The organism is Ancylobacter sp. (assembly GCF_965229075.1).
Taxonomy (GTDB): Bacteria; Pseudomonadota; Alphaproteobacteria; order Rhizobiales; family Xanthobacteraceae; genus Ancylobacter.
This window is the reverse complement of sequence record NZ_CBDDIO010000002.1, coordinates 1,879,982-1,903,310: the sequence shown is the minus strand read 5'-3', so window position 1 is coordinate 1,903,310 and position 23,329 is coordinate 1,879,982. Positions and strand designations below refer to the sequence as shown.

Sequence of the window (23,329 nt, the reverse complement as noted above, 5' to 3'; positions counted from 1 at the left end):
CCATGCTGCGCACCGCGATCATCGGGCTCGGCCGCTGGGGCCAGTCTCTCGTGGGTTCGGTCCAGGGGAAAAGCGACCTCATCCGCTTCACCTGCGCCGCGACCGGAACCCGCGCCAAGGCAGAGGGCTTCGCCGCCTCCGCCGGCATCGAACTCAAGGACAGTTTTGAGGCCGTGCTCGCCGATCCCTCGGTCGAGGCGGTGGTGCTGGCGACGCCGCATCTCCAGCACGCCGAGCAGGTCGCGCGGGCGGCGGCAGCTGGCAAACACATCTTCGTCGAAAAGCCCTTCACCCTAACGAAGGTGAGCGCCGAGCGAGCCGTCGCCGCGGCGGCGCGCGCCCGCGTGACGCTGGCACTCGGCCATAACCGGCGCTTCCATCCCCACATGCACCGATTGCGCGCTCTCGTGCGGGCGGGCGAACTCGGCACGGTGCTGCATGGCCATGGCGAAATGGCCTCGCCGACCGGCCTGTTCCTGCCGCCCGGCGTGTGGCGCACCGATCCCGAACAGTCGCCGGCCGGCGGGATGACCGGGCTCGGCATCCACCTGGTGGATGGCATGATCGACCTGTTCGGCGAGATAGACGCCGTTGCCTGCCAGAGCGTTCACCGGGCCGCGCCCTCGGGCGCTGAGGATACCACCTCGGTGTTGCTGCGCTTTAGGAGCGGCCAGACCGGCTCGCTGCTCGCCTTCACCACCGCGGCGCCGACCTATCGCTTCATGGTGGCCGGCTCGGCCGCCACCGCGACGATCACCGGGGCGACGCTGGACAGTTTCAGCCTGCAGCCGGTGCCAGCCGCCTCCGGGGTGCCCGCGGCGCCGACCACGCACGACACGGTGGCCGGCTTCGATACGTTGCGGGCGGAGCTCGAAGCCTTCGCCCAGGCCGCCCAAGGTGGCCCGCCTTATCCCCTGACGCCCGCCGAGATGATCCACGGCGTTGCAGTGCTGGAAGCCATCGTCGCCGCCGCCGGAAAGGATCGCTTCGTCACCGTCGCCTGAGGAGGAGTGCCATGCCTTCATCCGCCACGTCTCGGACCATCATCGTCACGGGAGGCTCCAAGGGCATCGGCGCGGCCATCGCCCGTGCCGCGGGCGCCGCCCGTTATCGGGTCGCCCTCACCTACAAGGAGGACGCGGCCGGTGCGGAAGCGGTTGCCGAGGCTGTCACGACGGCCGGCGGCGACGCATTCATCGTCAAGGCGGATGTCGCCGTCGAGGCCGACATCCTCGCGCTGTTCCGCACGGTTGATGCCCGTTTCGGCCCGCCCGACGTGCTGGTCAACAATGCCGGCGGTGTCGGTCCGCTCGGCCGCGTCGAGGCGATCACCGCCCGCGCTCTCACCGACATCATGGCCGTGAACGTCATCGGCAGCTTCCTGTGCTGCCGGGAGGCGGTGAAGCGCATGTCGACGCGCCGTGGCGGGCGCGGCGGCCTCATCATCAACATGTCCTCGCGCGCCGCCGAACTCGGCGGGGCCGGCGAGTGGGTGCATTATGCGGCCAGCAAGGGCGCGGTGGACAGCCTCACCATCGGTCTCGCGCGCGAGGTGGCGGCGGAAGGCATTCGCGTCAATGCCGTCGCACCGGGTCTCATCGCCACCGATCTGCACGCTGCCGCCGGCGCGCCCGAGCGGCTGGAGCGGCTCGGTCCGATGATTCCGATGCAGCGGCCGGGCACGGCAGGGGAAGTTGCCGATGTCGTGATGTGGCTGGCCTCGGCGGCCAGCGCCTATGTCACGGGCGCGATTATTCCCGTCGGAGGCGGGCGTTAGCCGGCATCCCCATCCGCGCCTCACGGCTTGCGAACGAGGGCACGATCATCTTGCATCGTTGACATGATCGAAAATCAGAGTGATTATCAATCGATAAATAAGCAGGAACTGCCGCGCGAAGAACCAGCGGCGGGTGACGCCAAGCCGACCGGGACGCTCGCCTCTCCCGCGCGGAGTCCGTGGGACGCCCCGATCTTCTCTGCTCAGAAACACGTGATCCGGCCAAAGCCCGGGCGCATCGGGAGAAAACGATCATGGCAACACGACGCGGCGCCTTGGCGCTCGCGGCCGCGATGGCGGCCCTCATCCTTGCCCCCGGCGGGCTGACTCCGGCAAAGGCCGACCCGGTCAAGATCCGCATCGGCTGGTCCACCATGCCGGGCCATCTCATTCCGGTGCTCTACAGCAAGCCGGACATCCTCAAATATTACGGCAAGAGTTACACGGTGGAGCCCATTCGGTTCCGCGGGTCTTCGCCGCAGATCACCGCCATGGCGGCGAGCGAGATCGACATGGCCGCGTTCGGCCCGCTGGTGCTCGCGCTCGCCGCAACCAATGCCCGGCTCGACGTGAAGGTGGTGGCCGACATCATCCAGGACGGCGTCGGCGACAGCCACAGCGAGACCTTCATGGTCCGCGCCGATTCCGGCATCAACAGCATCACGGACATGAAGGGCAAGCGGGTCGGCACCAACGCCATCGGCTCGGCGTCCGACACCGGCATCCGCGCCATGTTCCGCAAGAACAACATGCAGGACAAGCGCGACTACACGATGGTCGAGGTCGCCTTCCCCAACATCCCGGCGATGCTGGACGAGAAGAAGATCGACCTCGGCACCGTGCTGCAGCCGATGTCCAAGCAGTTGCTCGCCACCGGCGATTACAAGGTGCTGTTCACCTCCAAGGATGCGATGGGGCCGTCGCAGCTCGTCTTTCTCGCCGCCAAGGGCACGTTCCTCGCGGACAACCGCCTGGCGCTGATGGACTTCTTCGAGGACCATGTGCGTGCCGTGCGCTGGTTCACCGACCCGAAGAACCATGACGAGGCGGTGAAGATCATCGCCAACTTCATGCAGCAGCCGCCGGAGTCGCTGAGCTACCTGTTCACCAACGAAGACTATTTCCGCGATCCCTTCATGGTGCCGAACGTGAAGGCGATTCAGGAGAGCATCGATATCGCGGTCGATCTCGGCCTCGCCCAGCGCGGCATCAAGGTCGATCCCGACTATGTCGACCTCAGCTTCGTCAAGGAGGCACAGAAGCGGATCGAGGCGAGCCAATGAGCAGGACCGACGCATCGGCCGCCCCGCGACAGGGCGCTCATCTCGCCAGCGGCATCTCGATCAGCGATGTGTCGCACAGCTACGGCGCGCAGGGCGGCAGCGGGGTACTAGCTCTGGACGGCATCAATCTCGAGATCGGTGATGGCGAGTTCCATTGCCTGCTCGGCCCTTCGGGCTGCGGCAAGAGCACGCTGCTCTATCTCGTCGGCGGCTTCATCCCGGTGCAGTCCGGGACGATCTCAACCGCCGCCGGCCTGGTGACGGCGCCGGGACCGGACCGCAGCATCGTGTTCCAGAACTTCGCCCTGTTCCCGTGGAAGACCGTGAAGGACAATGTGCTCTACGGCCTGAAGAAGGCCGGCTACCCCAGCGCCGAACGCGAGCCGCGCGCCCAGCGCTACATCGACATGGTACATCTCACCGGCTTCGGGAATGCCTATCCCTCGCAGCTCTCCGGCGGCATGCAGCAGCGCGCCGCCATCGCCCGCACGCTGGCGGTCGATCCGGGCATCCTGCTGATGGACGAGCCGTTCGGCGCGCTCGACGCGCAGACAAGGCGCGTGATGCAGGAAGAGCTGCGCGCGATCTGGCGCGAGAGCCGCAAGACCGTGGTGTTCGTGACCCATGACGTACAGGAAGCGGTGTTCCTCGCCGACCGCATCTCGATCATGAGCGCGCGGCCGGGCCGCATCCAGCACGTCATCGATGTCAACCTGCCCAAGGATCGCGGCGAGGAAATCCTCGAAAATCGCGACTTCATCGGGCTCAGCGAGCACATCTGGCGTCTGGTGCGCGAGCAGGCGGTGGCCGCGACGCGGGGGGTGCACTGATGAGCGACATCTTCGCCGGCGGGCGGCGCTCCCCCGGCCTTGGCTATTCCGTCATCGAGACAGCCTTCCGCTTCTCGCCGCTGCTGCTGCTGGCGTGCTTCTGGGAGTTCCTGGGCCTTAGCGGCATCGTCTCGCAGCAGATGCTGCCGGGGCTCGGCGAGGTGTTTTCCGCCTTCGTGCAAATGCTGGTCAATGGTGACCTGCTCTACAACACCGCCCGCTCGATCAGCCGCGCGGCGGCAGGACTGGGCGCTGCGGTGATTGTCGGCGTGGTCATCGGGCTGATGATGGCGCAGTTCCGCGCCGCCCGGCTGCTGGTCAATCCGATCGTGCAGATCTTCTACCCCATGCCGAAATCCGCCCTGATCCCCGTGGTCATGATCTGGCTGGGCCTCGGGGATTCCTCCAAGATCCTGCTGATCTTTCTCGGCTGCCTGCTCCCGGTCGTGGTCGGCACGTATAATGGCGCGCGGGGCGTCAACCCGTTCCTGCTGTGGTCGGCGGCAAGCCTCGGCGCCTCGCGCTTCGACGTGCTGCGCGAAGTGGTGCTGCGCGGCGCGATGCCCGACATTCTCAACGGCTGCCGCACCGCGCTCGCCTTCTCCTTCATCCTGATGGTGAGTTCGGAATTCGTCATCGCCACCGATGGCGTCGGCTTCATGATCTCCTCGCTCGGCGATGGCGGACAGTATCCGGCCATGTTCGCCGCCATCTTTTTCGTCGCTGGCATCGGTTTCGCGGCAGATCGCCTCTACGCGATGTTCGCCCGGCGCTCGCTGCGCTGGAGGGAGGCGTGATGACCATGGCTCAGGCACGCGACATCGCTCCCGACAGGCCCGCCAGGAAGGTGACGGCGCCGCGTCCGGCCCGCACCCTCTCAGCAAAGACGGTCGACACCCTCGTTCAGATCGCGGTGGTCGCCCTGCTTGCCGGCATGTGGGAATTCGGCGCACGCTTCGGCGCGCTCAACCCGTTCCTGCTGCCGCCGCTCAGCGTGGTGCTGGGGCGGATCTGGGAGGATTTGCTCGCAGGCACCGTGCTGGTCGATCTCGGCCTCACGCTTTATCGCGCCTTGCTCGGCTTCGTCATAGGCGCGGTGATCGGCATTCCCGCCGGCATTCTAATGGCGCGCTCGGCGGTGATGCGCTGGTTCCTCGACCCGGTGGTTTCCATCGGCTTCCCGATGCCGAAGATCGCCTTCCTGCCGATCTTCATACTCTGGTTCGACATTTATGATACGTCGAAGATCATCATGGTGTCGTTCGCCTGCTTCTTCCCGATCGTCGCGGCGACCTATGCCGGCTGCTCCGGCCTCGACAAATGGCCGATCTGGTCGGCCCGATCGCTGGGCGCCAAGGAGCACCAGTTGCTGTGGGAAGTGTATCTGCCCATGGCCATGCCGCAGATCATCACCGGCCTTCAGGTGGCCTTGCCGACCGGCATGATCACCACCATCGTCACGGAGATGCTGATGGGTGGACGCGGTGTGGGCGGCTCGATGATCATGGCCGGGCGCTTCGCCGACTCGGTTGGCGTGTTCGCTGGCATTGTCCAGATTATCATTCTCGGTTTCGTCGTGGTGAAGAGTCTCGAAATCGTCCGCCGCCGTCTGCTGATTTGGCATCCCGAGAGCCGGCGGTGACAGGCCGTCTCCCCACCCTCGCCGGCGCACCGCCACTCGTCGCCTATGGCGTCGAGAAGGCACCGGCTAATGGCTGCCTCGACAATCTCCTCCGGGTGCCCGTGCGTCCGGGGAAGGTGCTGCGTCTCAGCGATGAGGCGCTCGATCTCCCGCCGCCTGCGATCGGGCAGGAGAACACGCCAACCGATGTGAGGCTGGCCGAGCATCTGAAGCGGCTGGCCGGCGGATGGAACCGCAGCGCCGGTGTGTTCATCGACGGCTATTTCGTGCATCTCCGATCCGTCATCTCCAGCCATCGCGACGAGATTGGCGATCGGCTGGGCGGGATGGCCGGGCTTTTCATGCCGGAGGACGTGCTCTATGCCGCCCCCCTTCCGCTGCCGCGCGCACTGGTGCCGCTGGCCGCCGGGGCCCAAATCCCGGTGGACATGTTCCTGTGGCTTGGCGAGACCGCCGTCGCCGTGCTTTTCGACCCCTCGGCCCTGCTCCCTCCGGCCGAGCGCCGACGGCAGGAGCAACTCGCTGCGGCGGGGATAACCGTACGGACGATCACCGCTGCCGATCTTGCCCGGCCCGGCATCTTCGCCGAACTGCTCGGCGAACGCGGCAGCGGCTTCTGGCGCGACCATGTGCTGCCCATCGCGCCCGGAGCGCCCCGGCTGCCGAGCTTCTAGACCGGGATTACCGGCTCGCCGTGCGATACCAGTCGGCGATCGCCTCGCCGGTCATCATCGCCACCTGCGGCCGGGTGCGCACATAGTCCAGCAACTGTTCAAAATAGCCGATGCGGTGCGGCACGCCGGTGAGATAAGGATGCGTGCTGATCGCCATCACTTTGGCGTTCTCCGCGCCCTCCTCCCACAACCGGTCGAACTGCAGCGTGCAGCGGCGCAGAAAGGCGTCGGAAGGCTGATGCTGCACGGCGTGCACGACGATGTCGTTGGTCTCCACCGAATAGGGCACCGACAGCATCGGCCCATGGGCGGTGGCGAGTTCCAGCGGCAGGTCGTCGATCACCCAATTGGCGACATAGCCGACGCCGGCCTCCTTCAGGAGGTCGAGCGTCGCATCGTTCTCGGTGAGGCCGGGACTTTCCCAGCCCGGCGGCGGGCGGCCGGTGAAATCACGGATCGCCTCCACCGTGTCGAAGACCGCTTTGCGCTGGTCCTCCGCATGATGCATGGGCTGCTGCACATAGCCGTGGCCCATGAACTCCCAGCCGGCATCGCGCGCCGCCCGCGCCACCCGCTCATAGGAACGGCAGACATGGCCGTTCACCGCGAAAGTGGCGCGAAGCCCGCGGGATTCGATGGCCTTGAGCAGCCGCCAGAAGCCGACGCGCATGCCGTATTCATGCCAGGCCCAGTTGGGCAGATCAGGCATCAGCGGCTGGCCCATGGGCGGCGGCAGCACAGTGCGCGGCATGGCTCGGGCGATGGACCACTCTTCGACATTGACGATGATCCACACCGCGACGCGGGCATCATCGGGCAGATGCAGGCGCGGCCGATCGGGAAAGGCGAGATAAGGCGCGCGTTCGCTCAAAAGGCTCATACTGCGGCTCCGGGCAGAGCAAATGGATTCGGAGGGGTTCGGTCGGCCCTGGGGTCACCCGATCTTGCTGGCCGCCGCCGTCGCATACGCGACATTGTCGCCGCCATAGCGGCGGACCCGGACATTGGCCTGCTCGGCATGGCCGAGGAAGCCTTCGAGCACGCAGAGCCGCGAGCAATACGCGCCGATTTCCGCGCTCGCTTTGTCGCTGGTCACCTTCTGATAGGTGCAGGTCTTCAGGAATTTGCCGACCCAGAGCCCGCCGGTGTAGCGCGCCGCCTTCTTGGTCGGCAGCGTGTGGTTGGTGCCGATCACCTTGTCACCATAGGCGACATTGGTGCGCGGGCCGAGGAACAGCGCGCCGTAATTGCGCATGTTGTTCAGGAAGTAGTCCGGGTCCGCGGTCATCACCTGCACGTGCTCAGACGCGATGCGGTCGGCCTCCGTCACCATCTCGTCGAGGCTGTCGCAGACAATTACTTCGCCGAAATCGCGCCACGAAACCGAGGCGATCTCGCGGGTCGGCAGGATGTCGAGCAGTCGCTCGATTTCCGCCATGGTCGCGCGCGCCAGCTTCTCGGAAGTGGTGAGCAGCACCGCCGGCGACGTCGGCCCGTGTTCGGCCTGGCCCAAAAGGTCGGTCGCGCAAATCTCGGCATCGACGGTGTCATCGGCGATCACCAGCGTCTCCGTCGGGCCCGCGAACAGGTCGATGCCGACGCGGCCATAGAGCTGCCGCTTGGCCTCTGCGACGAAGGCATTGCCCGGTCCTACCAGCATGTCGACCGGCGCGACCGTCTCGGTGCCCAGCGCCATCGCGGCCACGGCCTGAACGCCGCCGAGTACGAGAATCTCGTCAGCCCCCGCCAGATGCATGGCCGCGACGATTGCGGGATGCGGTCCGTTGTGGAAGGGCGGAGCCGCCGCCACGACACTCTTCACGCCGGCGACCTTGGCGGTGACCACGCTCATATGGGCGGAGGCGACCATGGGATATTTGCCGCCCGGCACATAGCAGCCGACGCGCTCCACCGGCACATTACGGTGGCCGAGGATCACGCCCGGGAGGGTTTCCACCTCGAGGTCGGTGATACAGGCGCGCTGCATCTGGGCGAAGTTGCGCACCTGCGCCTGCGCGAAGCGGATGTCGTCGAGATCGGACTTCGAGACCTTCGACAGCGCCGCTTCGATCTCCTGCTCGGACAGCCTGAAACTCGCCGGCGACCATTTATCGAAGCGCTCGGAATAGGTGCGGACCGCAGCATCGCCGCCGGTCTCGATCTCCTTCAGGATGGTCTCGACCGTGGCGCGCACCTGCGCGTCGGCCTCGGCCCGTTCCTCGATGGAGCGGGCGGTCTTCAAATGGCGGGGCATGTTTCCTCCTGGCCCGGGGGAGCCAAACGTTGACGCGAGAGGCGAGGCTCGGCGCGATCCGTCGATATCTATTGTTATTTATCGAGTGAAAACTAAATCGCCGCCAAGTGTCAAGCCTTGCTGCAGTCCACCTGCCATGTTAATTATCGGTCGATAACTAATATGGCAGGGAACGCTATGCACGCCACCGGCCTGAACCATCTTTCGATCGGCGCCCGCGATGTCGAGGAATCCGTTCGCTTCTATGTCGAGCTGTTCGGCATGGAGGTCATCCCGACGTATAATTTCGGCTTCCGCACCCAGTATCTGCGCTGCGGCAACCAACAGCTGCACATATTCGGCCTGCCGGACACGACGCCGAACTACCAGCATTTCGCGCTCAACGTGGACGATTTCATGGGCGTGTATGAGCGAGCCCGCGACGCTGGCCTCATCGACCACGCGACCTTCGGCAATGGCGTGAACGAGATGCCCGATGGCACGGTGCAGCTTTATCTGCGCGATCCCGGCGGCAATCTCGTCGAGGTCGACTGGCCGGATGTCTCCAGCCTCGACACCTCCCGGATTCCCGAGCTCAAACGCCTCGCCGATCGCTTCGAGCAGGTCGGCGAGAATCTCGAAGCGACCCTCTATCTCGACCGCCGCCGGCGCGCGTGAGGGAGGCCGTGATGATCTCCACAATCTCGGCGCCCGCCATCGCCAGTTCGCCGGTGGAGCGGCGCCACGATGAACTGCTCGGGCGCGCCGTCGAACTCGCCTCGGTGTTTGCCGCACGCGCTCCGCGCGCCGAGGATTTGCGTCGCCTGCCGCCGGAAAGCGAGCGCGATCTGCACGACAGCGGCCTCTACCGGATGCTTCAGCCGCAGGCGATCGGCGGCGCCGAACTCGGTTACGAAAGCCTGATCACCATCGGCGCCGCGCTCGCCGCCGGCTGTGCCTCAACGGCGTGGAATCTCACCAACCTCGCCAGCCATCACTGGATGCTGGCCATGTTCCCGCCGGCCGCGCAGGACCGCGTCTGGAACGAGGACCGCGACGCGCTCATTGCTTCCTCCTTCGTCTTTCCTGCCGCCAAGGTGGCGAAGGCGCCGGGCGGCTATGTACTGTCGGGCCGCTGGCCCTTCTCCTCGGGCGTCGATGTCTGCGGCTGGAACATGCTCGCCGGCATCGTGCGCGAGGACGGCGCGGCGCCGGACCACCGTGTGTTCCTGCTGCCCCGCGCGGACTATGGGATTCTCGACACCTGGCAGGTCACCGGGCTCAAGGGCACGGGCTCCAACGACGTGGTGTGCGAGGAGGTTTTCGTGCCGGAGGAGATGACCGTCTCCGTCGCGCATCTGAAGGGCGGCGGGGCGCCGGGTGCCGAGCGGCATCCCGCGCCACTCTACCGACTGCCGGTGTTCGCCCTGTTCCCGGCCATTCTCTCGGGCGTCGGGCTCGGCAATGGCGAAGGCGCTCTCACCGATCACGTCACTTCCACCCGCAAGCGTGCGGCGAGCTACACCGGCGCGCGGCTGGCCGAACTGCAGAGCGTGCAGATTCACATTGGCAGCGCCGCAACCCGGCTGTCCCACGCCCGGCGCATGATGCTGGCGATCTGCAACGAGGCGATGCGCGATGCCGAACGCGGGCATGTCCCCGATCTGGTGACGAAATTCGCCTATCGCCGGGATCTGGCCTTCGCGACCGGCTTGACGACGCAGGCGGTGGACGAAATCAATGGCGCGGGCGGCGCGCAGGCGCTCTATCTTTCGGGAAGCCCGCAGCGCCGTTTTCGCGACGCCCATGCTATAAGTGCCCATATCGCCTTCAGCACCGATGTCGCGAACGCCGCCTTCGGGCGCCTCGCGCTCGGGATGGAAGCCGACAACCCGGCCGTGTGAGACGCAGCCTCGACAAGGACATCGACGCAAGATCAATGGACGGCCCGTCATCTCCATCCGCCGAGGCGGCCGGCGCGGTTCGCGCGGCTCGGCGCACCCGAAACAAGCCCGAGGACCGGCATCGCGAATTCATCCGCAGGGCCATCGAGCTGTTCGCGGAGGTCGGGTTCGAAGCCGGCACCCGCGAACTTGCCCAGCGCCTTGGCGTCACCCAGCCGCTGCTCTACCGGTATTTCCCGAGCAAGGACGACCTGATCGCCGCCGTCTACCAGGAAATCTACGTCAATCGCTGGAAGAGCGAATGGCGCGAGGGATTGATGGACGAGAACCGCCCGATCCGCGAGCGCATCATTCACTTCTATGAGGACTACACGCGCACCATCTTCACGCCGGAATGGATCCGCATCTACATCTTCGCGGGGCTGCGCGGCGTCGACATCAACCGGCGCTATGCCGCAAAGGTGGAGGCTGAGATCCTGCGGCCCATCACCTTGGCGACCCGGCAGAGTTTCGGGCTGAGCGGGAACGAACCGCCGAGGCCGGAGGAGGTCGAACTGTTCTGGACCCTCCAGGGCGGCATCTTCTATTACGGAGTCCGCGAGATCGTGTACCAGTTCCCGATGCCCGTCGACCGGCCGACCATGATCCGCAACGCGGTCGACACCTTCCTCTCCGGCGTCGGCCCGGTGCTGACCCACCTCGCCGGTCGGGAAACCGGGGACAACACAAAGCGCTAGACGATTGGCCAATTGGGCCTCGAACATCTTCGCTTTGATCGAACGTCCCCCGCGCGTATGATCCACCGGTAATTGTAGCCGTGGAGAGTGCCCTGTGTCCCTTCAGCCCGTCGCGGTCGCGGACGACGAATCGACAACGCTCGGCATCGAGATTTACGCCCGGCTGCGCCGCGACCTGATCGCCGGTCATCTCAAGCCCGGCGAGCGGCTGCGCTTTCGCCAGCTGAGCGCGATCTATGGCGTCGGCATCGCGCCGCTGCGCGAGGCGCTGTCGCGTCTGGTGTCCGATCAGCTGGTGCGTTTCGAAGGCCATCGCGGCTACACCGTCGCCCCGCTCTCGCTGTCGGACCTGCATGATCTGTGCGCGCTGCGGACCGAGCTGAGCTGCAACGCGCTGCGCCGCGCCATCGCCCGCGGCGACGAGGATTGGGAGGCGGAGATCCTGGCCGCTCTGCACCGGCTGGAGCGCACGCCGGTGCCGCATTCGGTCGAGGACCGCAAGACGGTGGACGAATGGGAGCTGCGGCACGACCGCTTCCACCACAGCCTGATCGCCGCCTGCGACTCGCCCTGGCTGCTGCATTTCTGCGGGGCGCTGTCCGATCATTTCCAGCGCTATCGGCGCGGCGTGATCGTCGTCACCTCGTCGTCGCAGGAGCTGCTGAAACGCGTGCGCGACCAGCATCGCACCATTGCGGAAGCCGCCATCGCCCGCGACGCGGACCGCGCCACCGTCGTGCTCGCCGAGCATTTTCAGGGCAGTGTGGAAGTGGTGGTCCGCAACTATGAGGAGGTCTCCCGGAGCCTTTCGGCGGGCAATGGCGACGAGGGAAACTAGCCGCGCACCGAACAAACAACACTCGTCTTTATTGACATAGCAGTTTTGTTCGAACATCCTTTTGATTAACAATCAGAAGGACCGATCGACGGGTCTTGTCCGCGTGGGTCCAACGGGAGGACCGTGCATGCTCGACCACACCAGGGTCGCCGACGTTAAGATCGACCTGATCCACGGCATGAAGCTCATCGCCCATGACCCGATTGCCGGATTCGGCGGCATCGGCGAGGGCATGTCGCTCCAGAGCGCACCGGACGGCCGCCGCATTCTCTGGCTGGCCCATGAAGGGCCGCCGAAGAACTTCACCGGCGTCGACGTCACCGATCCGCGCCGCCCCAAGGTGATCGTCCAGACCGACCTGCCGCATAACAGGGTGCGCTCGAATTCGCTGGAGACCACGGGCAATCTGATGGCGGTGGCCTATCAGACCTATGAGCATGGCGAGCAGCCTGCCGGCATCGAGCTGTTCGATATCTCGGTGCCCGAGCACCCGCGCTCCGTCAGCTTCTTCGACTGCTCCGGCCCGCATTCGCGCGGCGTGCATCAGGTCTGGTTCGTCGATGGCGAATTCATCCACTGCGCAGCCGGGGCACCCGACTTCACCCCGCGCAACCCGCTCGACGACCAACCCTACCGCATCATCGATGTGCGCAATCCGTCGAAGCCGGTCGAGGCCGGCCGCTGGTGGATGCCGGGCACGGCGGAAGGCGATGACGCCCCACCACCGCCGCGCCTGAAGATCGACACCGGGATTCGCTGCCACAATACCAATGTCTACCCGGCCCGCCCGGACCGCGCCTATGTCGGCTATATCGACGGGGGCTTCTTCGTGATGGACATCTCGGACAAGTCTCGTCCAACCGTCATCTCCCGCTTCAGCCCCAATCCGCCCTTCCCGGGCTTCGCCCATACGCTGATGCCGCTGTTCGGCCGCGATCTGGCGGTCGCAAGCCATGAGTGCATCCATGATGACGGGTTCGACTGGCCGAAGCTGACCTGGCTTCTCGACATACGCTGCGAGGACAACCCGGTGCCGCTTTCGACGTTGCCCATGCCCTCCTTCGACGAATATTCCCGCAAGGGCGGCCGTTTCGGCTGCCACAATCTGCATGAAAACCCGCCGCGCGAGACGGCCCTGCACTCCGAGACCCTGCTGTTCTCGACGCTGTTCAATGGCGGCCTGCGCATCCACGACATCAGCGACCCGCTGATTCCGCGCGAGGTCGGGGCCTTCGTGCCGGCCGCGGCGCCCGGTGCGCGCGTCCCGGCGACCCAGATCAACGAGGTCTATGTCGACGAGAACGGCATCGTCTACTGCGCCGACCGTCACGCGGGCGGGCTCTATGTCTTGGAACTCGACGTCTAGGGGGAAACGCCGCCATGATCCCCGTCGTGCTGATCACCGGCTTCCTCGGCAGCGGCAAGACCACGCTGCTGAACCATTTGCTGCGCGATCCCGGCATGGCGGACAGCGCCGTGGTCATCAACGAATTCGGCGATGTCGCCATCGATCATTTGCTGGTCGAGAGTTCGATCGAGAACACCGTCGTGCTGCAGAGCGGCTGCATCTGCTGCACCGTGCGCGGCGACCTTGTCGATACGCTGGACGACCTGACCGGCAAGGCGGCGCGGGGCGAGGTGCCGCCCTTCTCGCGTATCGCCGTCGAAACCACGGGCCTCGCGGATCCGGCCTCGCTGGTGCAGCTGTTCCTGACGGAGCGCACATTGTCGGAGCGCTTCGCGCTACGCGCGGTGATCACCACGGTCGATGCCGTCAATGGTGCCGGCCAGCTCGACGAGTTCGGAGAAGCACGGCATCAGGTCGGGCTCGCAGACGTGCTGGTGCTTACCAAGCCCGATCTCGCCACGCCGGAGGCGATCGCGACGCTGCGCGAGCGGCTGAGAGCGATAAACCCCGGCGCCGAAATCCTGCCCGTGGTTCAGGGGAACATCGCCCCGGACGATCTGTTCGCCCACGCTGCGCGAGCGCCGACGCGCGACAGCGGCGACGTGCTGCGCTGGCTGAACGACGCCGCCTTCGCAGCCGCCCAGGCACCACACGCACCGGCGGAGCATGCCCATTCCCACCACGACGATGGCATCCAGGCATTCGCGATCACGCTGGATCGGCCGGTCAGCCGCGACGCGCTGCGCGGATGGCTGCGCGCCATCCTCTCGCTGCGCGGCCGCGATCTCCTGCGCATGAAGGGCATCGTGGCGCTGCGCGGCGAAGCGGCGCCTCTCATCGTCCACGCGGTGCAGAACGTGCTGCATCCACCGGTGCAGCTGGAGGCGTGGCCGAGCGCGGACCACACCACGCGGATCGTCTTCATCACCCGCAATATACCGCCCGCCGCGCTACAGCGGAGTCTGGACACCCTTGCGATGGGGAACGCCGCGTGATGCCGGATCGCGCCCTTTGGAACGGCCCACCCCCGCGCCCTCATCGGCCGCGACACAGTGCGAAGCCCCAGTAACGACTAAGCATTGGTATACATAATTCAAGAATCTTGTAAGTAATTCTGACATTCTCGCTTCCTCCGGACTTTGTTTTATTTCTCTTATATTAGCACGGGAAATTCTCATTTCAAAGAATATCGGTTGGCGCTTTTCGGCTTGAACGCCACAAGCGCTCTAGTTGACCTAGAGACCAACGCACCTCCAGACCGCGGGGTGCGCTGTCAGACCGCGCGCCAGCGGAATCGATACCTCAAAACACCCCAGAAGGTGGACACTCTACACCACCTATACACAACCGATAACGATTTGTACTATACCAATGCCGTTTCGACATGGCTTATGCCGCATAATTATTTCGTTTTAACTTGACATCACCGGGCAGTCGCCATTTCCTCTGCACCACAAGACGTCAAAAGACGCTGTGCCGCCGCAAGCCTGGGAAGGAACGCCACATGATTCAGATAAACACTGAGATGCGGCCACGCGTGCCGCTTCATCTGCGCCTGAAGCACACCGCCATCGCGTTCGCGCTTGGCGCCGCCTGCCTCGCCGCGCCCACCGCCCTGCAGGCGCAGGGGGCCCCCACCGGCCCGATCGAAATCACCACAGGCACCAGCCCCGGCGGCACGCCGGACGTGCTGATGCGCCGTGCCGCCAAGATCCTCAACGAGCAGAAGATCATCACCAACCCGCTGGTGGTGCAGAACCGCACTGGCGGCTCCTGGATGGTCGCCGGCAATTTCGTGATGGGCAAGGCGGGCGACCGCAACGTCGTGCTGTGCATCGCCCAGCCGATCCTGACCACGCCGATCACCCAGGGCCTGCCGACGCTCTATGACAAGCTGACCCCGATCAGCATGTTCATCCAGGGCGATCTGGTTCTGGTCGTCCAGGAAAGCTCGCCGATCAAGGACATGAAGCAACTCGTCGAGTTGGCCGCCAAGCGCGAGCGCTCGGTCAAGGTCGCCGGTGCCCAGTCGGGCTCGACCGACCACATGGTGTCCGGGCTGGTCGAAAAGGCCGGAAAGGTGAAGCTGAACTATGTGCCGTTCGACGGCGGCGGCGCCGCTCAGGCGGCGTTCCTTGGCGGCAATGTCGACTTCATGACCCTGACACCTGGCGAAGCACTGCCTTTGGTGAAGGCCGGCAAGGCGCGGATCATCGCGATCCTCGCCAGCGAGCGTCGCACCGCGCCCGAGCTGAAGGACATCCCGACCGCGAAGGAGCAGGGCTACGACGTGGTGTGGGGTCAGGCCTGGGGCCTTGCCGGCCCGCCCGGCCTCGACGCCGAGACGGTGAAGTTCTGGGACGACGCCATCGCCAAGCTGGTCGCCACCCCGGAATGGCAGGCGAGCCTGAAGGAGAACTTCCTGCGCAGCCAGATGATCCCGGCCGCCCAGGTGAAGCCCTACATGCAGAAACTGCACGACGAGCACCTCGCTCTGCTGCGCGATCTCGGCCTCGCCAAACAGCCCACGGTGCAGTGAGGAAGCTGACCCGGCGGGCCAGGCGATCCCCGGCCCGCCAATGTCAGCCTTCAGACAAGGGTTCGGCATGCGCTTCACCAACATCATCGCAGCACTGGTGCTGCTCGTCCTCGCCGCCACGGTGCTGCTCGGAACGTGGCAACTGCCCTATTGGGCGGACTTTGCCCCCGGCTCGTCATTCGCCGCGTTCTGGGTCGGCGCGATCGGCGTCATTCTGGCACTCGGCCTTCTCGTCACCTCGGTGATGGATGACAGCGCCGAGCCCCACAGCTTTCCCGGTCGGGCCGGCCTCCTGCGCATTGCCGCGCTCACCGCCGGGCTCTGGCTGATGGTGCTGTTGATCCCGTCGCTGGGCTTCGTCACCGCCAGCGTCCTGTTCTGTCTGTTCCTGCTGCTCGGCATCGAGCGGCGCCCGGTCATGGCCAGCCTGTTCACCACCGTGATCGTGGTCGGACTGGTCTATGGCGTCTTCATCGCGTGGCTCGGCATCGCTTTGCCGACCGGCCCGCTCGGCATCTGAGGCGAGGGACCGCACATGGACGCACTCGTCTCGCTCGCCAACGGTTTCGCCGTCGCGCTGACGCCCACCAACCTGCTGTTCGTGCTGATCGGCGTCACGCTCGGCCAGCTTATCGGCGCGCTGCCCGGCATCGGGCCATCGGCCGGCATGGCGCTGCTGCTGCCCATCACCTTCGGCCTCGATCCCGTCACCGCGCTCGTGATGCTCTCCGGCATCATGTATGGCGGCATGTATGGCGGCACGCTCACCTCGGTGCTGGTGAACGTGCCCGGCGAAGCCGCGAGCGTCATGACGGCGATTGACGGCAACCAGCTCGCGAAGCAGGGGCGCGCGGGACAGGCGCTGGCCGTGGCGGCCATCGGCTCTTTCCTCGCCGGCATCGGCTCCGTCACCGCCCTGGTGTTCCTGACGCCAGCGCTCAGTTCGTTTGCGCTCAATTTCTCCGCGCCGGAATATTTCCTGCTGGCGCTGCTCGGCATCACCGCGACGGCCAGCCTCGGCACCGGCTCGGCGCTCAAGGCGATGATCGGCGCCACACTCGGCCTGATGATCGCGCTTGTCGGCACTGACCCGATCCAGGGCACGTCGCGGCTCACCTTCGGCTCGCTGGATCTGCTGGAAGGCATCGATTTCCTTCCCGTGGCCATCGGCGTGTTCGGCATCGCCGAAATTCTGGTGTCGATGGAGCAGACCCAGTCGGGTCAGGTCATCCGCACCCGGCTCAAGGATATGTGGCTGACCAGCAAGGACTGGGCGCAATGCCGGATGGCGATCGTGCGCGGCGGCTTCATCGGCCTGCTCATCGGGCTCATGCCCGGCGCGGGGCCGACGGTTGCGGCGCTGCTGGCCTATGTCGTGGAGAAGAAGGCGAGCCGCCACCCGGAGAAGTTCGGCCATGGCGCCCTTGATGGGGTGGCCGCGGCGGAATCCGCCAATAATTCGGCGGCCCATGGCGCGATGATACCGATGCTCGCGCTCGGCATTCCCGGCTCGGCCTCGACCGCCGTGCTGCTTGCCGCGCTGGTGCTGCTCGGCATCCGGCCGGGGCCGATGCTGCTCACCGAGCAGGCCGATCTGGTCTGGGGCCTCATCGCCTCGATGTTCATCGGCAATGTGATCCTGCTGATCATGAACCTGCCGCTCGCCCCGCTGTTCGCGAGCGTGCTGCGCATCCCTTATTCCTACCTCGTCGCCGGCATCCTCATCGTCTCGCTGGTCGGCGCCTACGCCATCAGCCTCAGCCTGTTCAATGTCGGGCTGACGCTGCTGTTCGGCATGGTCGGCTATCTCATGATCCGCGCCGACATACCGCGGGCGCCGCTGGTGCTCGCCGTGGTGCTGGCGCCGATGATGGAAAGCTCGCTGCGCCAGAGCCTGATGCTGTCGGAAGGCAGCGCGGGGATCTTCGTGCAGCGCCCGCTCTCCGCCGTGCTGGCCCTCTTGGTCATCGGCTCGCTCGCCCTGCCCCTGCTCAGCTTTCTCATCGCCCGCCGCGCGGCGCGCCGTGCCGGCGTTGCCGAGGCCCTGTCGCATTCCTCTGATTAGGACATCCGCATGACCTCTCTCTCGCTTGCCGCTCCTGTCATCGACGTTCACGCCCATATCCTTACCGAGGAAATGATGGCCCACATGCGGCGCGAGGCGCCTGAGATCGGGCCGACACTCTCGGAGGTCGACGAGGAAGGCGGCGTTCTGAAGGTCGGCGACATCGTGCAGCGGCCGTTTCCGCGCGGCGGCTGGGATCTCGACCGGCGCTTCGCCGATCTCGATCATGCGGGCTTCGATCTGCAGGTGCTCTCCAACTGCCCGCAGACCTTCCTTTATGAGCGCGAGGCGGCGCTCACCGCCGCGCTGTGCCAGATCCAGAACGAGGCGATCGCCGATCTGGTGCGGCGTCACCCGACCCGCTTCCTCGGCATCGCCACCCTGCCGATGCAGGATCCCGCCCGGGCGGCGGACGAGCTGCGGCGCGCCGTGACCAAGCTGGGGCTGAAAGGCGCGCAGATCGGTTCGCACATCGAAGGCAAGAACCTCGACGACCCGGCGCTGGAACCGATCTGGGCCACCGCCGAGGAACTCGGCGCCTTCATCCTGATACATCCGCAGAAGACCGCGGCAGGCAACCGGACCAACGAGTTCTATCTCAAGAACCTGATCGGCAATCCGCTGGAAACCACCATCGCGGCGGCCTCGCTGGTGTTCGGCGGTGTGCTGGAGCGCCACCCCGACCTGAGAATCTGCCTTGTGCATGGCGGAGGCTTCATGCCGTTCCAGACCGGCCGCATGATCCATGGCTGGAAGGAGCGGCCGGAATGCCGGCGTTTCATCAAGGAGAGCCCGGAAGTCTCGATCCGCCGGCTCTATTTCGACACGCTGACCCATTTCGGTCCGGCGCTGCGCTATCTCGCCGATACGTTCGGTGCCGATCATGTGCTGCTGGGCAGCGACTACCCGTTCGATATGGGCACGCTGGAAGGTGCCCGGCAGGTCCGCGCCGCCGGTTTGTCGAAAGCGGACGAGACCACGATCCTTGGCAGCACCGCCGCCGGCTGGTTCGGTCTCGACGCGCAGACCCGCAAGGCGGTGAACGCATGAGCACGCAGCCATCCGCTCCCGCCATCCTGCGCCCGAACGAACTGCCCGTGACCGAGCGTGGCGGCGGTGCGCGCACCGTCCGGCTCGTTACCGCCGAGATCGGCTCGCAGAAACTGCTGAACGGTATCACCCGCTTCGGCCCCGGCGCGGCGATCCCCCTGCACAGCCATAATTGCGAGGAGAGCGTGATCATCCTCGAAGGCGACGCAGTGTTCGAGATCGACGGCGTCACCTATTCGCTGTCGCAGCACGACACGACCTGGATTCCCCCGGACGTGCCGCACCGCTTCCGCAACGCCTCGGACAATGCGCCGCTCGCCATCTTCTGGACCTATGCCGATGTCGAGGCCACCCGCACCCTGACGGCAAGCGGCGAGACCCGCTCCATCGCTTCCGAACATTCGGCAGGCCCGAAAACCCCTTCCGCAGGTACGCCCCAATGAATGCTGCCGTGAAGCCGGAGTCCGGCTCCGCCGCCCCCCTTCCGCCGGCCGCCCTTGAAGGCCTGATCGCCGACGCGATGCGAGTTTGCGGCCTGCCGACCCATGAAGCGCAGCGCGTCGCGACCCTGATGGTCGAGGCGGACCTTACCGGCGCCGACGGTCACGGTATCTTCCGCCTGCCGCAATATGTGAGGCGGCTAAAGGGTGGTGCGGTCAATCCGACCCCGACCATCTCCGTCGAGCGCGCCGCCCCCGGCGTCGCGCGGGTCGATGGCGATAACGGCATGGGCCATCTGGTGATGTCGACCGCCGTCGACACGGCGGCGGAGCTGGCCCGCGAGATCGGCGTCGCCTGGGTCGGCGTGCGCCGTTCCAATCATGCCGGTCCGGCCTCGCTTTATGTCGACATGCTCGCAAGGCGCGGCATGGTCGGCATCTATTCCGTGGTTGCGAGTTCGAACCATATGGCGATCTGGGGCGGCACCTCGTCCTTGCTCGGCACCAACCCGCTCGCCATCGCCATTCCCGCCGGCGAGGGCAAGCCGCCGGTGCTGCTCGACATCGCTACCACCGTCGTCTCCTATGGCACCGTGAAGAAGCACCTGTTGAACGACGTTCCGATGCCTGCGGGCTGGCTGGTCAGCAAGGCCGATGGCAGCGCCATCACCGACCCCAAGCGGAGCGGCGAGGGCCTGCTGCTGCCGATCGGCGGCTATAAGGGCTCCGGCCTCGCCCTGATGCTGGGCCTGCTCGCCGGAACGCTGAATGGCGCGGCTTTCGGCAGCGAAGTGGTCGACTTCAACGCCGATTCCTCTACGGAAACCAATACCGGCCATTTCATTCTGGCGCTGGATGTTGCCCGGTTCATGAAGCCGGAGGCTTTCGCGGCGCTGCTGGCGACCCAGCTCGATGAGCTGCGCAACGATGTCCCCCTGCCCGGCACCGATGGCGTGCGCATTCCCGGCGACCGCCGCGCCGTGCTGCGCGAGGCCCGCGCCCGCGATGGCGTACCGATGCCGGCAGCTCTGCAACGCCAACTCGATACGCTCGCCGCCGATCTCGCTATTCCGCCGCTCGCCCGCCGCGTGTGAAGAAAATGGACGGGCGGGCACCGTCGCCGGCGTTGAACGCGCGGGACGGCACGGTGGCCGGCGATCGCTACGGCACGCCGGCATCCTCATACAGCCCGGCGCGCTCGCCCCAGACCCGGCCGATCCGCGCCGTCTCCTGCGCGAGGATATCGAGAAAGGCTGCGGCCGCCGGCTCCAGTGAGCGGCGCGCCGGCTCGATTTGCACGAGGTCGATACCGAGCGGGGGATCGTCGATCGGGTTGACGGTGAAGCGACGCATGGTGTCGGATCCGGCCGACCATGCGACCTCCTGCGCCATCATCAGCCCAGGCAGGATCGCGACCCAGTCGGTCGAGGCGATGAAGTCCAGCGTGCCCATCATGGCATCGAGTTCGAGTCGCTGCTCCACAGCGACGCCGTTCGAGGCGAGATAGGTTTCGATGCTGGCGCGCCGGGCGTTCTGCGCGCTCGGCACCACAACTTTTAGAGAGCGGAGATCGGCAAGCCGCACCGGCCGCATATGCTCCCGCTCCGCGTCCGCCGCCGAGACCAGAACTTCCGGCGTATAGGCGAACCGCGTGGTCTTCACACCGACTGTCGCGGTCGAGGCCGGCACGACGGAGAAAGCGAGCTCGCCGGCCCGCACCTGCTGGGTAAGGATCGCCGAATAGGCTTCGGTAACGCGCACCACGACATTGGGATGCAGCGCGACGAAGCGGGCGAGCGCCGGAGCCAGCACAGAGCGGGTCATGGTCGGCATCAGTCCCACCACCATCTCGCCGTCGAGGCCGGCGCCGAACCGGCCCACCGAGCGATTAGCCGCCTCGTTAAGCCGCAACAGCTCGATACAGTGCCGGTAATAGCTTTCGCCCGCCGGTGTCGGCTGCACCGTGCCGCCACCGCGCGCGAACAGCTTCACCCCAAAACGGTCCTCCATCTTGCGGATGTGCTGGGAGACGCCGGACTGGGTGGCGTTCTCGCGCTCCGCTGCGGCAGTGAAGGAGCGCTCTTCAAAGGCCGCCACAAACAGCCGGATGTCGCGCAAGGTGTCGCTCATCGCCATTACGATTCCTGATGGAGACGAGCAGATCATATCATTTCTACAGCGAGCGCCACCGCCTTAACGTCGTCCTCATGAGCGAACATGTCATCGATTTCCGATCTACCGACGATCATGGTCATTTCCGACGGGCGCTCGGGCGCTTCGCCACCGGGGTCACCATCGTCACCACGCGCACGGCCGACGGAAAGCTCGAAGGGCTGACGGCCAACAGCTTCTCCTCGGTCTCGCTCGATCCGCCGCTGGTGCTGTGGAGCCTGCGCCGACAGGCTCCTTCACTCGGGAACTTCACAACGGCCGGCCATTTCGCGGTCAATGTGCTCGGCACCCATCAGAAGCATCTGTGCCGGCATTTCGCGACGCCGCAGCCGGACAAGTTCGAAACCGTCGCGCACCGCATCGGTGATCACGGCGCGCCGCTGATCGAGGATGCGATCGCCCGTTTCGAGTGCCGCACCGAGCAGATCATCGAGGCCGGTGACCATCTCATCTTCCTCGGCCGGGTGCTCCGCGCCGCGCACCGCGATGGCGAACCGCTGATTTTCGCCACCGGCGCTCTTTGCAGCGCCGCGACTCTGCCGGCCGACACGCTGGCCAACGACAGCTCCGCGAACAACGCTTTCGCGAACCGGGAACGCGCATCATGAAACTCGGCTTTTTCACTATGCCCATCCACCCGCTCCACCGGCCGCTGACCGAGACGCTGCAGGAGGACCGGGAGTTCTGTCTCATCGCCGAGAAGCTGGGGTTCTGCGAGGGCTTCTTCGGCGAGCATGTGACCGACGCCGCCGAGACCATTACCTCCTCGCTCATCTTCATCGCCTGGCTGCTGAACGAGACCAAGACCATCAAGCTTGGCTCCGGCACCATCAACCTGCCGAACCAGCACCCCGCGCGCGTGGCCGGCGAGGTGGCGATGCTCGATCACATGGCCAAGGGCCGCTATCTCATGGGCATCAGCCCTGGCGGCCTGCTATCCGACGCCGAAGTGTTCGGCAATCTCGACAAGAACCGCACCGAGATGTTCGTCGAGGCCATCGATCACATCCTCGCCATCTGGTCGGGTGAGCCGCCCTACAAGCGGGAAGGCAAGTACTGGAACATCACCACCGAGCGGACCTACATCCCCGCGCTCGGACAGGGGGCGATGCACAAACCCTATCAATCGCCGCACCCGCCCATCGTCATCACCGCGGTCGCGCCGTTCTCCAAGGGCGTAACCGAGGCCGCGCAGCGCGGCTGGGAGCCGATCTCGGCGAACTTCCTGCTGCCCTGCTGGGTCAAGACCCACTGGCCGAAATATGTCGAAGGTTGCGAGAAAGGCGGTCGACCGGCCGACCCCGCCAACTGGCGCGTCGCCAAGAGCATTTTCGTCGCTGATGACCTCGCCACGGCGAAGCGTTACGCGACCGAGCCCGGCAGCCCCTATTATGCCTATTACAACTCGCTGGCGACCAAGCTGGTCGGCAATGGCCGGGCGAACCTGTTCAAGCGCGACCAGAATGCGCCGGACAGTTCCGTGACGGTCGACAGCGTGCTGTCGGATCTCGTCATCTGGGGCACACCGGACAAGGTTGCCGACGAACTTGCCGCGTTCCAGGATGAGGTCGGCGACTTCGGAACCCTGCTTTATGCCGGCCATGACTGGGCGGACAAGCAACTCGCCATCCGTTCCCTTGAGCTGATGGCGGAGAAAGTGATGCCGGCGGTGAATGCCGGGCGCCACTCCGCAGCCGCCGAATAGTATCCCCAAGATCAAGAGCCGCCGGCAAGGCG

At 65.8% G+C, this 23,329-nt stretch carries 24 protein-coding genes; 21 read left to right on the top strand and 3 right to left on the bottom strand.

Annotated features, from left to right (window positions below; all coding sequences use genetic code 11):
• The first annotated feature begins 2 nt into the window (after positions 1 to 2).
• The 7 genes from ACO07Z_RS14920 (at position 3) to ACO07Z_RS14890 (ending at position 6,206) form a co-directional block, all read left to right on the top strand.
• Entirely contained in the window at positions 3 to 1,004 is a 1,002-nt protein-coding gene (locus ACO07Z_RS14920; protein ID WP_421699420.1) for a Gfo/Idh/MocA family protein, read from the top strand.
• Between the two features lie 11 nt (positions 1,005 to 1,015).
• Entirely contained in the window at positions 1,016 to 1,777 is a 762-nt protein-coding gene (locus ACO07Z_RS14915; protein WP_421699419.1) for an SDR family oxidoreductase, read from the top strand.
• Between the two features lie 254 nt (positions 1,778 to 2,031).
• Positions 2,032 to 3,060, top strand: a complete 1,029-nt coding sequence (locus ACO07Z_RS14910) for an ABC transporter substrate-binding protein (protein ID WP_421699418.1) — start codon at positions 2,032 to 2,034, stop codon at positions 3,058 to 3,060.
• Positions 3,057 to 3,890 (top strand): ABC transporter ATP-binding protein, encoded by an 834-nt coding sequence (locus tag ACO07Z_RS14905; RefSeq protein WP_421699417.1) that lies wholly within the window; start codon positions 3,057 to 3,059, stop codon positions 3,888 to 3,890. Before ACO07Z_RS14910 ends, ACO07Z_RS14905 begins: the two co-directional genes overlap by 4 nt.
• Positions 3,890 to 4,687, top strand: coding sequence for an ABC transporter permease (locus tag ACO07Z_RS14900; RefSeq protein ID WP_421699416.1), 798 nt, complete (start codon positions 3,890 to 3,892; stop codon positions 4,685 to 4,687). The genes ACO07Z_RS14905 and ACO07Z_RS14900 overlap by 1 nt, the downstream gene beginning before the upstream one ends.
• On the top strand, positions 4,687 to 5,532 hold the full coding sequence (locus ACO07Z_RS14895; protein WP_421699415.1) for an ABC transporter permease: 846 nt from the start codon (positions 4,687 to 4,689) through the stop codon (positions 5,530 to 5,532). Before ACO07Z_RS14900 ends, ACO07Z_RS14895 begins: the two co-directional genes overlap by 1 nt.
• The gene (locus ACO07Z_RS14890) at positions 5,529 to 6,206 is read left to right on the top strand and encodes a hypothetical protein (protein ID WP_421699414.1); all 678 of its coding nucleotides are present in this window, start codon (positions 5,529 to 5,531) and stop codon (positions 6,204 to 6,206) included. Before ACO07Z_RS14895 ends, ACO07Z_RS14890 begins: the two co-directional genes overlap by 4 nt.
• A 7-nt stretch (positions 6,207 to 6,213) precedes the next feature.
• On the opposite strand, the gene ACO07Z_RS14885 is transcribed toward ACO07Z_RS14890, so the two are convergent.
• Both ACO07Z_RS14885 and hisD read right to left on the bottom strand, forming a co-directional pair.
• Complete coding sequence (locus ACO07Z_RS14885) at positions 6,214 to 7,086, bottom strand: polysaccharide deacetylase family protein (RefSeq protein ID WP_421699413.1); 873 nt, start codon at positions 7,084 to 7,086, stop codon at positions 6,214 to 6,216.
• A 54-nt stretch (positions 7,087 to 7,140) separates the two neighbouring features.
• Entirely contained in the window at positions 7,141 to 8,460 is a 1,320-nt protein-coding gene (hisD, locus tag ACO07Z_RS14880) for a histidinol dehydrogenase (RefSeq protein ID WP_421699412.1), read from the bottom strand.
• A 162-nt stretch (positions 8,461 to 8,622) separates the two neighbouring features.
• Here hisD and ACO07Z_RS14875 point away from each other — a divergent pair, with 162 nt between their 5' ends.
• The 12 genes from ACO07Z_RS14875 to ACO07Z_RS14820 all read left to right on the top strand — a co-directional run bounded on the left by ACO07Z_RS14875 (position 8,623) and on the right by ACO07Z_RS14820 (position 20,514).
• Positions 8,623 to 9,117 (top strand): VOC family protein, encoded by a 495-nt coding sequence (locus tag ACO07Z_RS14875; protein WP_421699411.1) that lies wholly within the window; start codon positions 8,623 to 8,625, stop codon positions 9,115 to 9,117.
• Positions 9,118 to 9,128: 11 nt separating this feature from the next.
• A complete protein-coding gene (locus tag ACO07Z_RS14870; protein ID WP_421699410.1) occupies positions 9,129 to 10,343 on the top strand; it encodes an acyl-CoA dehydrogenase in 1,215 nt (404 codons plus the stop codon).
• 35 nt (positions 10,344 to 10,378) lie between these two features.
• Entirely contained in the window at positions 10,379 to 11,080 is a 702-nt protein-coding gene (locus tag ACO07Z_RS14865; RefSeq protein WP_421699409.1) for a TetR/AcrR family transcriptional regulator, read from the top strand.
• A 94-nt stretch (positions 11,081 to 11,174) separates the two neighbouring features.
• Positions 11,175 to 11,918, top strand: a complete 744-nt coding sequence (locus ACO07Z_RS14860; RefSeq protein WP_421699408.1) for an FCD domain-containing protein — start codon at positions 11,175 to 11,177, stop codon at positions 11,916 to 11,918.
• Between the two features lie 127 nt (positions 11,919 to 12,045).
• A complete protein-coding gene (locus tag ACO07Z_RS14855) occupies positions 12,046 to 13,284 on the top strand; it encodes an LVIVD repeat-containing protein (RefSeq protein WP_421699407.1) in 1,239 nt (412 codons plus the stop codon).
• A 14-nt stretch (positions 13,285 to 13,298) separates the two neighbouring features.
• Complete coding sequence (locus ACO07Z_RS14850; RefSeq protein ID WP_421699406.1) at positions 13,299 to 14,321, top strand: CobW family GTP-binding protein; 1,023 nt, start codon at positions 13,299 to 13,301, stop codon at positions 14,319 to 14,321.
• 509 nt (positions 14,322 to 14,830) lie between these two features.
• Positions 14,831 to 15,865 carry a Bug family tripartite tricarboxylate transporter substrate binding protein gene (locus ACO07Z_RS14845; protein WP_421699405.1) on the top strand — a complete coding sequence of 345 codons (1,035 nt, stop codon included), beginning with the start codon at positions 14,831 to 14,833 and terminating at the stop codon, positions 15,863 to 15,865.
• A gap of 67 nt (positions 15,866 to 15,932) precedes the next feature.
• On the top strand, positions 15,933 to 16,385 hold the full coding sequence (locus ACO07Z_RS14840) for a tripartite tricarboxylate transporter TctB family protein (protein ID WP_421699404.1): 453 nt from the start codon (positions 15,933 to 15,935) through the stop codon (positions 16,383 to 16,385).
• A gap of 15 nt (positions 16,386 to 16,400) precedes the next feature.
• A complete protein-coding gene (locus ACO07Z_RS14835) occupies positions 16,401 to 17,930 on the top strand; it encodes a tripartite tricarboxylate transporter permease (RefSeq protein WP_421699403.1) in 1,530 nt (509 codons plus the stop codon).
• A 9-nt stretch (positions 17,931 to 17,939) separates the two neighbouring features.
• Positions 17,940 to 18,980, top strand: a complete 1,041-nt coding sequence (locus ACO07Z_RS14830) for an amidohydrolase family protein (protein WP_421699402.1) — start codon at positions 17,940 to 17,942, stop codon at positions 18,978 to 18,980.
• Positions 18,977 to 19,423: a cupin domain-containing protein gene (locus tag ACO07Z_RS14825; RefSeq protein WP_421699401.1), complete on the top strand. Its 447-nt coding sequence runs from the start codon at positions 18,977 to 18,979 to the stop codon at positions 19,421 to 19,423. The genes ACO07Z_RS14830 and ACO07Z_RS14825 overlap by 4 nt, the downstream gene beginning before the upstream one ends.
• Positions 19,420 to 20,514, top strand: a complete 1,095-nt coding sequence (locus ACO07Z_RS14820) for an Ldh family oxidoreductase (protein WP_421699400.1) — start codon at positions 19,420 to 19,422, stop codon at positions 20,512 to 20,514. Before ACO07Z_RS14825 ends, ACO07Z_RS14820 begins: the two co-directional genes overlap by 4 nt.
• A 67-nt stretch (positions 20,515 to 20,581) precedes the next feature.
• Here the strand turns inward: ACO07Z_RS14820 and ACO07Z_RS14815 are convergent, their stop codons facing one another.
• Positions 20,582 to 21,550: a LysR family transcriptional regulator gene (locus tag ACO07Z_RS14815; RefSeq protein ID WP_421699399.1), complete on the bottom strand. Its 969-nt coding sequence runs from the start codon at positions 21,548 to 21,550 to the stop codon at positions 20,582 to 20,584.
• Between the two features lie 77 nt (positions 21,551 to 21,627).
• Here ACO07Z_RS14815 and ACO07Z_RS14810 point away from each other — a divergent pair, with 77 nt between their 5' ends.
• Positions 21,628 to 22,200 (top strand): flavin reductase family protein, encoded by a 573-nt coding sequence (locus ACO07Z_RS14810; protein WP_421699398.1) that lies wholly within the window; start codon positions 21,628 to 21,630, stop codon positions 22,198 to 22,200.
• Positions 22,197 to 23,297, top strand: coding sequence for an LLM class flavin-dependent oxidoreductase (locus ACO07Z_RS14805; RefSeq protein WP_421699397.1), 1,101 nt, complete (start codon positions 22,197 to 22,199; stop codon positions 23,295 to 23,297). The genes ACO07Z_RS14810 and ACO07Z_RS14805 overlap by 4 nt, the downstream gene beginning before the upstream one ends.
• Positions 23,298 to 23,329: the final 32 nt, after the last annotated feature.